The following is a 12,504-nucleotide window of genomic DNA, read 5'->3' as shown; positions in this document are numbered from 1 at the left end:
CTTGCTCGCGATAGCGATTTTTCATTCAACACAGATGTCGACCGACGCACCGCTATCGCGAGCAAGCTCGCTCCCACAGGATGACATCAGTGGATCAAGCTGCGCGTTCTTCCCCTGGGCTGCGCTCGAAGTAGCGCTTGTACTCTCGGCTGAACTGCGACGAGCTCTGATACCCCACCTGATGCGCCACCTGCGCCACCCCCATGCCATCGATGAGCAACAACCGCTGCGCCTTGAGCAAACGCAAGCGCTTGAGGTACTGCACCGGCGAGAGCAGCGTACTGCGCTTGAAATGCTCATGAAATGTCGAAGCACTCATGTTGGCGCAATTGGCCAGGGTCTCGACGTTCAGCGGCTCGGTGAAATGGGCGTGCAGATGACTCAGGGCTGCGGCAATCCGGGCGAATTGCCCGTGCTGCTCAACCAACGCCCGGAGCACATCGGCCTGAGGCCCGCGCAAGGCGGCGAAGAGTAATTCGCGCAGTCGCGCCTGGCCCATGACCTGGCACTCCAGCGGATCATGCAAGCATTGCAGCAGACGTTCGACGCAGCCGCGCATGGCGCCATCGAGCACGGCGCTGGTCATGGATTCCGGCGTCTGGGCCGCGAGGCTTCGCCCCGGCATCAATCCCATGGCCAGCACGAGTTCGCCCAACAGCGCCCGATCGATCGCCACGGATATCCCGAGCAGCGGAGCATCGGGCATGGCGTAGGTTTCGCACTCGAACGGCACCGGCAGCGCCTGGATCAGGTAATGCCCGGCGCCGTACTCCAGCGTGCGCGGGCCCAGGTAGGCCAATTTGCTGCCCTGGGCAATGATCACCAGGCTCGGTTCGTAGAGCTGCGGGCCACGGGCAATGTCCTGGCTGCACCGCAGCACTTGCACCCCAGGAAGACGTGTAGGGATAAAGCCGTCACGGGTCGCCAAGGGTTCGATCAGCGAAACCAGCGCCGCGTTGGCATCGAGATGACGGGTCAGCAACATGGGTAAAACTTCACGAAAAAAGGGATGGAAACATCATCGCAGGTCTGGCGCCCCATAGGATCAATCCACCGCCAAGGTCGGAGGATTAGGCATGACACCCGTAGGAATCGCCATCGCCGGATGCCGCCATGGCTCCCAGAATAGATCACCTCACTGTTCACTGCTAAGCGAGGTCCACTATGTACACCGCCATCGGATACGCCGCTCAATCACCCACCGCGCCCCTTGCCCCTATGAAGTTCGAACGCCGCGACCCGCGAGCCGACGATGTGGCGATCGAAATCCTCTACTGCGGAGTCTGCCACTCCGACATCCACCAGGCGCGCAACGAGTGGGGCATCGCCGTCTACCCGCTGATGCCCGGTCACGAGATCGTAGGCAAGGTTACCGCCGTTGGTGCGAATGTGACCCGCCATAAAGTCGGAGATCTGGTGGGCGTAGGCTGCATGGTGGACTCCTGCCGTGAGTGCGAAGCCTGTCATGCCGACCTGGAGCAATACTGCTATCAGGGCATGACCCAGACCTATGCCAGCCCGGACCGCGTCAGCGGTGGCCATACCATGGGCGGCTATTCCAACAGCATCGTGGTCCAGGAGCACTTCGTGTTGCGCATCCCGGCCGCGCTGGACCCGGCCGGCGCCGCACCGATTCTTTGTGCCGGCATCACCACCTACTCGCCCCTCAAGCACTATGGGGTGAAAGCCGGCGACAAGGTCGGCGTGCTGGGCATGGGCGGTCTCGGCCACATGGGCATCAAGTTCGCCAAGGCGATGGGGGCGGAAGTCACTTTGTTCACCCGCTCGGCCAGCAAGGCAGAAGAAGCCCGTCGCCAGGGTGCGGACCATGTGATCGTGTCCACCGACGCCGAGCAGATGGCCGCCGCAGCCGGGCGCTTCCACTTCCTGCTGGACACCATCCCGGTCCAGCACGACCTCAACCCCTACCTCAGTACCCTGCGTTTCGACGGTGTGCACATCCTGGTGGGCCTGGTCGAACCGATTGATCCACCTGTTCATGCGGCCAACTTGATCATGGGCCGCAGGGTCCTCGCCGGCTCGCTGATCGGTGGCATCGCCGAAACCCAGGAAGTGCTGGATTTCTGTGCCGAGCACAACATCAGCTGCGACATCGAGATGCTCGACATCCGTCAGATCAACGAGGCCTACAGCCGCATGATTGCCGGGGACGTGAAATACCGCTTCGTCATCGACATGGCCACGCTCAAGGCCTGACGCAGTGGCCTGTACGGTTGAGTTGAGTGCATGAATCAGCCACCCAGGCCACTCATCAGACCTTGGCGCCCAGCTCCGCCGACAGCCGGGCTGTGACCCCTTTGACCAGGGGGATCAGCTCGGCCATTTTTTCCAGCGGCATATACGGCACGGTGCTGGCAATGCTGATACCAGCGACGATCCGCTTGCCGGCGTCACGAATCGGCGCCGCCACGCAACGAATCGACGGTTCGTTGTCTTCCAGGTCGAACGCATAGCCGCCCGCCACATATTCCACCATCCGCTGCTGGAACTGTTCCCAGGATTGCTCCTGGTGCTGGGGCCAGAACTGATTCTTCCCACCCGATGGCAGGCTGATTTCATACAGTCGTTGCCATTGTTCCTGGGTGTCATCGAGCATCAGCGCCTTGCCGATCCCGGTGCGCGCCAGCGGCATGCGATGGCCGACCCGCGAGCGCATCTCCGGGCCGTTGCGTCCCGGATTCTTCAGCAGGTACAAAACCTCGTCGCCCTCGCGAATCGCCAGGTGCACGGTGTCCCCGGTGAGTGCCGACAATTCGTCCAGATACGGCCCCGCCAGGCTCACCAATGGCAGCTCTTCCCGGGCCTGGAAACCCAGCTCGATCAACTTCGGCCCCAGCAGGTAACCCACTTGCGGCACCACGCGCAGGTAGCGTTCATCCACCAGGCAACTGGCCAGCCGGTGGGTGGTGCTGCGGGTAGTGCCGATCAGCCGGGCGATTTCCTTCAAGTCACGGGCGCCGCTGGCAACCGCCTGGACGACGCCCAGGCCACGCAGCAACGTCTGTGTGCCCGTAGGTGCCGCGTCCTTGGTGGTTTTTGGATCGTCTTGCTGCATATCCGGCCTTCAACAGTGAGCGGGGAACGGGCGGCATTATGGTCGCCCGCCCCGTCGGACTACAACTCGATGCGCTCGACCTTTCCCACCAGGAGGATGTAGGACAGCGCGCCAACCAGCGCCAAGACGGCAATGTAGGTAATGGCCGGGGCGAACGAATCACCGCTGGCCAGGAAACCAATGACAATCGGCGTGGCGATGGCGGCCAGGTTACCGATGAAGTTGAACACCCCACCCGTCAACCCGAGCAGGCGCGCTGGCGCCAAGGTCGACACCAGCGACCAGGTGATCGATGCCAGGCCATTGCCAAAGAACGCCAGGGCCAGGAAAGCGATCACCAGCGGCGTCGATTCGACGAAGTTGGCACCAATGATTGCGGTGGAAATCAACAGACCGACAATGATCGGCAGCTTGCGTGCAAAGCCCACGCTGCTGCCACGACGGATCAGCCAGTCGGAAAAGAACCCGGAACACAACACGCCGACAAACGCCGCCAGGAACGGCAACGACGCCAGCAAGCCAGACTTGATGAAGTCCATGCCGCGGTATTTCACCAGGTAGGTCGGGAACCAGGTCAGGAAGAACCACAACGTGGAATTCAGGCAGAACTGCCCCAGATAGATGCCCCACAGTTTGCGCTGGGTCAGGACGATGCCCAGGTCAGCCCAATTGAATTTCGCCTTGGCCTTGGCTGTATCGGCCTGGATATCCACCAGCCCGCCGCCGTCGCGGATCAGTTCGATTTCGGCGGCGTTGGCGCCTTTGAAATCGCGTGGCTCGCGATAGACCGCGTACCAGATTACCGCCCAGAGAATCCCCACCGCACCGGTCACCACGAACACCATGTGCCAGCCGAACGCGTGTTGCAGCCAGGCCAGCACCGGCGTCAGGAACGCCAGCCCGACGAACTGCCCGGAGGTGTAGAAGCCGATGGCCGTGGCCCGCTCGCGCTCGGGAAACCAGGTGGTGACTACACGGCTGTTGATCGGGTACGCCGGGGCTTCCAAGGCGCCGACGGCCATGCGCAGGACGAACAGTGCGATGAAGCTGGCCGCGAAACCGAGCATCACCGTCGCCAAGGACCACAACAGCAGCGCCACGCTGTACAGGATGCGCGGCGGCACCCGGTCCACCAGCCAGCCGCCGGGGATCTGCATGGCCGCGTAGGTCCAGCCGAACGCCGAGAAAATCAGCCCGACATGGATGGGGTCGATGCCCAGGTCACTGGTCAACGCCGGGGCGGCGATGGATAGATTGCTGCGATCCAGGTAGTTGATCACCACGGTGATGAACAGCAGGACCATGATGAAAAAACGCTTGCGGCTGGGCGTCACCAACGACGCCTGCGCGCTCAAGGTGTGCGCTTGCATGTGAGGTGCCTCTTTTTATGGTTATTGAGGAAACGGGCGCATCGAAGAAGATCTTCCTGCTTGCGAAGATCAATTTGTGGGAGCGAGCTTGCTCGCGATGACGGTGTGTCAGTTGGCACAGGCGTGACTGATACATCGCCATCGCGAGCAAGCTCGCTCCCACTGGGTCAGGCGTGAATCACCACTCGGCAAAACTGCCATCGGCATGCCGCCAGATCGGGTTGCGCCAGCGGTGTCCGATGGCCGCGCGTTCGATGACGTATTCCTCGTTGATCTCGATGCCCAGGCCCGGGCCGTTGGGGATCTTCACGAAGCCTTTGTCGTAGTCGAACACCTGCGGATCCTTGATGTAATCCAGCAAGTCGTTGCTCTCGTTGTAGTGGATGCCCAGGCTCTGCTCCTGGATGAACGCGTTGTAACAGGCCGCGTCCAGTTGCAGGCAGGCCGCCAGGGCAATCGGGCCCAGCGGGCAGTGCAATGCCAGCGCCACGTCATAGGCTTCGGCCATGTTGGCAATCTTGCGGGTTTCGGTGATGCCACCTGCATGGGACGCATCCGGCTGGATGATGTCCACGTAGCCTTCACTGAGCACCCGCTTGAAGTCCCAACGGGAGAACAAGCGCTCGCCCAAGGCAATCGGCGTGCTGGTCAGCGGCGCCAGCTCCTTGAGGGCTTCGTAGTTTTCGCTGAGCACAGGCTCTTCGATAAACATCAGCTTGAAGGGATCGAGCTCTTTCATCAGCACCTTGGCCATCGGCTTGTGGACCCGGCCGTGAAAGTCCACGCCAATGCCGACGTTCGGCCCGACCGCGTCGCGCACTGCCGCGACGTTGGCCAGGGCCAGGTCGACTTTCTCGAAGGTATCGAGGAATTGCAGCTCTTCAGTGCCGTTCATTTTCACGGCGGTGAACCCGCGCCCTACCGCTTCTTTCGCCGCGCGAGCGGTGTCGGCCGGGCGGTCGCCGCCGATCCACGAATACACGCGGATCTTGTCGCGGACCTGTCCGCCGAGCAAATCGCTGACCGACACGCCGAGGGCCTTGCCCTTGATATCCCACAATGCCTGGTCGATGCCGGCCAGGGCGCTCATGTGCACCGCGCCACCGCGATAAAAGCCACCGCGATACAGCACGGTCCAGATGTCTTCGATATTGCGTGGGTCTTTGCCGATCAGGTAGTCGGACAATTCCTCAACGGCAGCCGCCACCGTGTGGGCACGGCCCTCAACCACGGGCTCGCCCCAACCGGTCACGCCTTCGTCGGTTTCGACCTTGAGGAAGCACCAGCGCGGCGGAACGATAAACGTGGTCAGTTTGGTGATTTTCATCTTGTTATCTCTCTTGTCGATGCAGCGCCTGCAGCGCCGGAAAAATCTTCAGTTCAAGGCATTCCACGCAGCCACATAGGCCTTGGCGCGCACCGCCACTTCGTCGCAGGTCAGCCCCGGTTTGAACAACCCGGAACCGAGGCCGAAGCCCTTGACGCCAGCCTCGATAAACACCGCCATGTTGTCCGGCGTGATCCCGCCCACCGGCACCAGCACGGTCCCGGCCGGCAGCACCGCGAGCCAGGCCTTGACCACCGCCGGGCCCATTTGCTCGGCGGGAAACATCTTCAATACATGAGCGCCTTCAGCCAACGCGGCAAAAGCCTCGGTAGGCGTGGCGACCCCCGGCGACAGGTACAGCCCCGCCGCTTTCGCCGCACGCAAGACTTTCGGGTCGCTGTGGGGCATGACGATTACCTGGCCGCCGGCGGCCTTAACCTGTTCCACCTGCTCCGGCGTAAGCACGGTGCCGGCACCGATCAGGCAATCGGCGGGCAAGGTACTGCGCAGGATGCGGATACTTTCGTACGGCTCGGGGGAATTGAGCGGTACTTCGATGACGCGAAATCCGGCGCTGTAGAGAACCTCGCCGATGGCGGCGGCCTCTTCGGGACGCAAGCCGCGCAGGATCGCGATCAACCCGTTTTGTGCCAGTGCTTGAGTGAGCATTTCAGACCTCCAGTCAAATTCAGCGATCGAGTAGCCCGGCCGCCAGGGCCAGCTGCCACAACCCACGTTCGGTGGCCTGTTCGGCCAGGGTCACCCGGGCGAAACCGCAGGCGTCGAGCGCTCGTCGATAACGGGCGCAGAGTTGGGAATTGCCGATCAACACCACCGTCGGCAAGTGGACGCTGTTGCGCCGCTGGCGTTGCACGGCGGCCAGGGCCGTCAATTCATGACCGATCAACAGGCCGGATAGGTAGTCCGCCTGGGCTGCGGCGCCGAGTGCACCGGTCAGGCCCAGGCTACGGGCGCTGAACACCGTCGACAGCGGGCCGATCTGGCCGTCCGTGGACAGCGCCACCTGCACGCCGCGATCGAAGGCCTCGCCGTCGAACGTCGCGCCCCGCTGCTGCGTGCGGCCGAGAATGCTGTGGTCACTGAGCACGGCGAAGATCTCGCCGGTCATGAAGGTATCGAAATGCACGATGCAGCCGTGGGCCACCTCGACCCATTTCGAGTGGCTGCCGGGCAGGCCGATCAACACGGCTTCGTCCGGCAGGCTGTGCAAGGCGCCGAGCACCTGGGTTTCTTCACCGCGCATCACATTGGGCAAGCGGGAACGCTGGATCACGCCGGGCACGATGTGCACGTCGACACCGCGAAGACTACGAATGACTTGTAGGGAATGTCCGAGATTGGCCACGTTGGCCGGCGTGTCGCAGTAAGGCGCCTCGCGCCAGCCCTGGGCGCTGCCCACCATGCCGCAGGCGATCACCGGTAAGCCTGGCTGTGCATCGAGCCAGTCGCCACAGGCCTCGTCGAACGCCAGCTCGAAACCATCGCTGCATAGCCGACCGGCCACGGTGCGCGGCCCCGCCGGCAACTGCATGATCCCCGACGACAGCGAGCGCTGGTCGAGCACCTCGCCATCGGCTGCGAGTTTGTAAGCCCGTAATGAGGTGGTCCCCCAATCGAGCGCAATCAATTGCGCCTGCATCCGCTTCACCTGTTTTGTTTTTTGGCAGTGAGTGAGGCGGACTATAAACCTGGACCCGCACAAATCTCAATATATAAAAATGCATCTCATATATTGGGAATTGCAGTTTGATGGGTAACCGTGACGTCGCGGACAGCCGGCAATCATGCAAGTAAGTGCCGGTATGCCCTAGCGTGATTCGCCGTTCAAGAACCCGAGGATTTCGGCAGCCAACGCCTCGGGCGCTTCTTCCGCCATGTGATGACCACAGTCCAGAGCACGCCCTTGCAATTTCGTCGTCCACGGCTCCCAAACGGCCAACACATCCTCATAGATCAGTTTCAAATCATCACGCTGGGACCACAGGACCATGGTGGGACACGCAATCCGGCGCCCCGCGCGCCGGTCCGCCTCATCGTGGTCGCGGTCGATCCCCGGGCCTGCGCGATAATCCTCAAGCATGCCATGGACCGTCTCGGGATCATGAATAGCGGCCCTGTAGTCTTCATAGGCAAGTGCCCCCATTTTCTCGGGAGAGCCGCCATACCATGCATCTGGATCGACCAGGATGGCTTGTTCCGGTTTCTCGGCCTGCATGAAGAAGAACCAGTGCCACCACATGGCGGCGAATCGCTCGTCGCAGCGTTCCAGTGCCTCGATTATAGGTACGCCGTCCAGTACACCGAGGTGGGTTACGGCGTCGGGATGATCCATGGCCATGCGAAAGGCCGTATAAGCGCCCCGATCATGGCCGATAACCGAAAACCGCTCGTGTCCTAGATGGCGCATCAGCGCAATACAATCACGGGCCTTGGCACGTTTCGACGAGCCGGCATGGTCCGGCGTATCGGCAGGTTTGGAGGAACGACCGAAACCTCTCAGATCGGGGCAAACCACCGTGTGGTGCCGCGCCAACAACGGCGCTACCCGGTGCCAAGTCGCGTGCGTACGAGGATGACCATGGAGCAGTAGAACGGGAGAACCCCTGCCTCCATGCCTGACCCTCAACGTCGCCTCAGGCAGGACGACGGTATCGAGAGAGAATTGTTCGAACATCAAGTTCCTTCCTGGTTATTCAATCGACAGGCATTGACTTGGCCAAGTCGGCCAACGCATATCTGCACTCGACATGCAGCCTTGAGTTCATGATATGCCGAGTGGTCTTGGGTGGATAAGGACGGCCTTCCAGACCCCTGGCGATAATCTCGTGGGCTGTCACTTCAATGCCCGCTTGACGGGATTCAAGTTCGACCTGCGAATAATCGAGCAATAAGCAGGGAACCACTTTCAACGACGTTCGCCGTGCAAACTCACGCCGATGGTGACCGTCCATTATGACCCATGATCCGCGCTCTACCAGAATCGGTTGCAACCAAAAGCCGCGGCTTGCAATTTCGTAGGCGACTTGCTGCACCCGCGCTTCAATAAACTGCTCAGTGGGCAGAAGCGCGTCCGGAGGCAAGAGCATAATGCCCGTACTTTCACGTCGAGCCTCTGCAAAGAATTTAGTGTTCATAGTCAACTCACTCTAGCTTGTTCTCATCTCACGACACAACGCTGGTGCGTGCCGAAGAAGTTGACGGATAGCCTAGTCGCATCTTGAGTCATGGCAAGACTTACTTATAAGTTCTTATTTTTACAAGATCGATTTCAATAAAAAAATATTGCTTAAAAAGATTGAACCTTGCACCGCTTCGTTTCTTCGAGCGTACGTACCATTTCGTTACTGCATTCCAATTTTTGTAAAAAATCTTGTTTACCAATCTGTTATGGCCGTTCACTTAATAAAGTCAAAAAAAATTTTGTTTTTTAAAAACTTCACGTCTAGTCTCGCTGAGGCATTTGAATTTTGGATCCAATATCACATTAATGGCTACCGTAAGAACTTAGCTATTCGCTAGGGAGTATTTACATGACCACTCTTGTTGAAAATCCGATTTGTGATTATTACGATCACATCTGTAACCAATTGCGTGCCTCCACTGATCATCTGGAGCAGGCTGGGGACGGATTATTCAGTCCCCGATACCTTCCGGAACTGGACCAGCAGATAAAGCAGTTTTTTGCAGCGTCTTCGATAAGTTACTCACTGATTGACTTGGGTTTGGGCATTGAAACCATCTTGCTCAATATGTCGAGATTCGAACGAACCCGTACGACTAAAACCAATCCTTCCCTGCTCATGGTGGCGCGAGCGATCGAACATAGTCGTCGCAGCGGCGAGGCGGTCACCATAGTCACCCCCTCTTCAGGAAATAAAGCGACCGCATTGCGCGCTGCGGTATACCGCGCCTACGAGCTCGGACTGGCCTCTCCAGACACGCTGAATATCGTGTGCGTTGTGCCAGCGGATGCGGAGCTCAAACTGTGGGATAGCCCCCTATCGTCGGACGACCGGCTGCGCGCCCTCAATCCACTCGTGACCGTTGAAACGTCGACTCGTGACACCGTCAAGAAAATGGTTTCCAGCGCCGCTCGCAGGCTTCCCTCCCTGGCATCGAAGCGACGATTGTGGTTCACGCTCTCGCTGGACAACTACGTTCTCGCCGATCAACTGCGGGCCTTTCTGGAGATTGACCGTTTCGCACCGGAGGTCCGTCGCTGGCACGCACACAGCGTATCCAGTGCGTTCGGGTTGATAGGACATAGTCGAGGGTGGGAGCGAAGGTGGTCAGACGCACCGTTACGGCCCGGTTACCTGCTCGTTCAACACCTCGATACCCCTGACATGGTCTTGCATCTAACGCGAGGCACCTTTGACCGAACGCAGCTCCCCCAGTACCAGCCCAGCGCCAATGGGCGATTCAAGCAAACAGACTCGGCGCATTTCCCCACTGAAACCCACCGAATTGACGAATGCATCGACACAACGTTCTACACCTCCGCACCTGTAACGCAGCCGGAGATGGAAGGCTACATCGCTCGGCATGGAGGCACCGGGATCGTCGTCAGCCGTATCGAATGTGAAAGAGGCTATGACCAGGTCCGAAAGGCGCTCGCGCATACCGACGTGCGCTTGCCAGACGATCCGGGTCGCCTGCGAGAGCACTCGTTATTAATGGCAGCTACCGGAGCAAGGCTGGCCCATACGCGAGGGTTGCTGGAGGGTGTCGGATCGGTCGTGCTCCATAACAGCGGCAGCTATACCGATAGCGATTTTGACCCAGTACCCCATCGACACCTGACACACCTGCACCAGGACCAACCCCAAGCGCTTGATGACCTTATCGAGCGAACCAGAGGGAGAATGCTTGGATGAACTCGCCGATTAGTATTGTCTCGGCCATCGACTTCAACGATGAGCCCATCCCTCTTGAAAACCTGCATGCCACCGCTCAGTCGCTCCTGGAGGAGCACGGCTACGTACAAGTCGTGAACATTGCGGATGGATTTGACTACATCCGCTTCGGTCGACGGTTGGGCAGCTTCGTGCCGAACTATGGCGGAGCGGTGGTAGGCAATGTACGTCCCGAACCGGGCATGGATGACGTCTACCACGCTGGCAACCATCAACCGCTCACCCCGCACACCGAGGGATACGACTTCAAGCACCTGCCGCCCCGCTACATCATGCTTTGGTGTGTGGTCCCAGCAGAGGGCGACGGTGGGGAAACCACGCTTGCACTGACCCAGCCATGGATCGATGCGCTCGATGACATTTCGCGCGAGCATCTGTTGAAGACCGTCTATGCCTGGAAAACCACCGAGGGCATACAACGGCAGGGGCTGGATCTACGCACCGAGCATCCGATTCTCGAGGACACCGGCTCAGGCCGCATCGTGCGGTTTTCCTGCAATAACCTCTTGCACGAGAACGACGTGATCGCGACGACCCTGCAACAAGATTGGCAGTCACGCTATCAGTCGGACTCGGTGTGGGTTCGTTATGCGCAGAACGACATCTTGCTATGGGACAACTGGCGTGTGCTCCATGCACGCAACGCGTTCCAGGACAGTCGACGCCACCTGCGGCGCCTGCAAATCAGCGCGAGCGGTGGGCTGCAAGGATGCGCCCGATGAGCGGCAATGAAAACGCTGCGGTAAAGGTGCTTGTTATCGGACGTGGACGGTTTGCGCGGACCCTGCTTGCACACCTTTGCGGTGTACTCGATGAAGGTGCGCAGATCGTCCAATGTTACCGGGATGCCCGGCTCGCCTCCTCTGCGGGCAACGCCTTTGCGGCACCGCACGTCCGGCAGGCTCCGATGCATACCCTGCTGGGCGAGGAAGGGTTGGCGAACCTTCAGGCGTTGATGGTCTCGTTCAAGCCGGACGTGATCGTGTCTGCAGCATCGGCGTACTCGCCGTACGGCTCGGGACCTGGGGCCGGAGCGCCTTTCGGCTCGACACTGCCGCTCCAACTTCCCATCGCAACCAACGTCGCCAGGGCGGCGCATTCATGCGGCAACGACGGGTTGTTGCTCAACGCCTGTTACCCCGAACTCGTCAACCCTGTCGCTCGCTTGCTCGGAACCCCGTTCGACGCGGGCCTGGGAAACGCCCAGACCTTGAACTGGGCTCAGGACTTTGGCGCTCAAGGTGACCGTTTCCAGGCTCTGGCTCACCATTCGCACCTTGGGAAAAACCCCAGGAAAATACCGTTGATGTACGACGCAACGAATGGCCTGATCCACGAACCCCTGGCGGCATGCATCGAAGCGCTTGACCGGCGGCGGGCCTTATCCCGAGAGGAACGCAACGACATAGGCGCCACGGCGGCGGCATCGCTGATAGCCGAGTTGGCCATGTCGCCCTCGGTGAACGCATGCCTGCCCGGCGTCGGCGTGGAAACCGGGGCGATGCCTGTAAGCCTGGGATTGGGGCGCGCAGCGAAGCCATGTATCAAGCTTTCGGGGGCGGACCTGAACCAAGTCCGCGCCAGACACCGTCAGGAATGCATGGCCGAGGGATGGGATATTTTTGATGACGTACTGGAGCTTTCATCAGACGCTCGCGCTGGCATGGGGATGATGGCGCCGCCCGACACCCGGCTAAACGGCACTGACCTTGGGACCTGGGTGAGCTCGCTGGAGGGATTGCTATGACGATGCCAGCAAGACTTGCGACGGCGATACGATATGGTTGGAGAAAC

12 protein-coding genes are annotated in these 12,504 nt (G+C 60.2%); 4 read left to right on the top strand and 8 right to left on the bottom strand.

Features of this window, described 5'->3' with window-relative positions; genetic code table 11:
• Window positions 1-94: 94 nt before the first annotated feature.
• Entirely contained in the window at window positions 95-985 is an 891-nt protein-coding gene (locus ACLEJR_RS13530; RefSeq protein WP_440794116.1) for an AraC family transcriptional regulator N-terminal domain-containing protein, read from the bottom strand.
• A 179-nt stretch (window positions 986-1,164) separates the two neighbouring features.
• Between ACLEJR_RS13530 and ACLEJR_RS13525 the strand changes: the two genes are divergently transcribed.
• Window positions 1,165-2,217 carry an NAD(P)-dependent alcohol dehydrogenase gene (locus tag ACLEJR_RS13525; RefSeq protein WP_440794118.1) on the top strand — a complete coding sequence of 351 codons (1,053 nt, stop codon included), beginning with the start codon at window positions 1,165-1,167 and terminating at the stop codon, window positions 2,215-2,217.
• 55 nt (window positions 2,218-2,272) lie between these two features.
• Here the strand turns inward: ACLEJR_RS13525 and ACLEJR_RS13520 are convergent, their stop codons facing one another.
• From ACLEJR_RS13520 to ACLEJR_RS13490, 7 genes are all read right to left on the bottom strand, one after another.
• The gene (locus ACLEJR_RS13520; protein WP_440814523.1) at window positions 2,273-3,076 is read right to left on the bottom strand and encodes an IclR family transcriptional regulator; all 804 of its coding nucleotides are present in this window, start codon (window positions 3,074-3,076) and stop codon (window positions 2,273-2,275) included.
• Window positions 3,077-3,135: 59 nt separating this feature from the next.
• Entirely contained in the window at window positions 3,136-4,446 is a 1,311-nt protein-coding gene (locus tag ACLEJR_RS13515; protein ID WP_440814521.1) for an MFS transporter, read from the bottom strand.
• A 178-nt stretch (window positions 4,447-4,624) separates the two neighbouring features.
• Entirely contained in the window at window positions 4,625-5,773 is a 1,149-nt protein-coding gene (gene dgoD, locus ACLEJR_RS13510) for a galactonate dehydratase (protein ID WP_440794123.1), read from the bottom strand.
• A 48-nt stretch (window positions 5,774-5,821) separates the two neighbouring features.
• Window positions 5,822-6,442, bottom strand: coding sequence for a 2-dehydro-3-deoxy-6-phosphogalactonate aldolase (locus tag ACLEJR_RS13505; protein WP_440794125.1), 621 nt, complete (start codon window positions 6,440-6,442; stop codon window positions 5,822-5,824).
• A gap of 19 nt (window positions 6,443-6,461) precedes the next feature.
• A complete protein-coding gene (locus ACLEJR_RS13500; RefSeq protein WP_440814519.1) occupies window positions 6,462-7,433 on the bottom strand; it encodes a 2-dehydro-3-deoxygalactonokinase in 972 nt (323 codons plus the stop codon).
• A gap of 168 nt (window positions 7,434-7,601) precedes the next feature.
• Window positions 7,602-8,468: an alpha/beta hydrolase gene (locus ACLEJR_RS13495; RefSeq protein WP_440814517.1), complete on the bottom strand. Its 867-nt coding sequence runs from the start codon at window positions 8,466-8,468 to the stop codon at window positions 7,602-7,604.
• Window positions 8,469-8,487: 19 nt separating this feature from the next.
• The gene (locus tag ACLEJR_RS13490) at window positions 8,488-8,928 is read right to left on the bottom strand and encodes a ParB N-terminal domain-containing protein (protein ID WP_440814514.1); all 441 of its coding nucleotides are present in this window, start codon (window positions 8,926-8,928) and stop codon (window positions 8,488-8,490) included.
• A 396-nt stretch (window positions 8,929-9,324) separates the two neighbouring features.
• Here ACLEJR_RS13490 and ACLEJR_RS13485 point away from each other — a divergent pair, with 396 nt between their 5' ends.
• The 3 genes from ACLEJR_RS13485 to ACLEJR_RS13475 are packed head-to-tail and all read left to right on the top strand — an operon-like array spanning window position 9,325 to window position 12,457.
• Window positions 9,325-10,671, top strand: coding sequence for a DUF6002 family protein (locus ACLEJR_RS13485; protein ID WP_440814512.1), 1,347 nt, complete (start codon window positions 9,325-9,327; stop codon window positions 10,669-10,671).
• The gene (locus tag ACLEJR_RS13480) at window positions 10,668-11,432 is read left to right on the top strand and encodes a TauD/TfdA dioxygenase family protein (RefSeq protein ID WP_440794135.1); all 765 of its coding nucleotides are present in this window, start codon (window positions 10,668-10,670) and stop codon (window positions 11,430-11,432) included. The genes ACLEJR_RS13485 and ACLEJR_RS13480 overlap by 4 nt, the downstream gene beginning before the upstream one ends.
• On the top strand, window positions 11,429-12,457 hold the full coding sequence (locus ACLEJR_RS13475) for a hypothetical protein (RefSeq protein ID WP_440814510.1): 1,029 nt from the start codon (window positions 11,429-11,431) through the stop codon (window positions 12,455-12,457). Before ACLEJR_RS13480 ends, ACLEJR_RS13475 begins: the two co-directional genes overlap by 4 nt.
• Window positions 12,458-12,504: the final 47 nt, after the last annotated feature.

Origin of the sequence: Pseudomonas sp. SMN5 (assembly GCF_052041925.1) — a bacterium.
GTDB lineage: Bacteria > Pseudomonadota > Gammaproteobacteria > Pseudomonadales > Pseudomonadaceae > Aquipseudomonas.
Note: the sequence above shows the minus strand (reverse complement) of the source record. Positions and strands in the feature narration are given on the sequence as shown.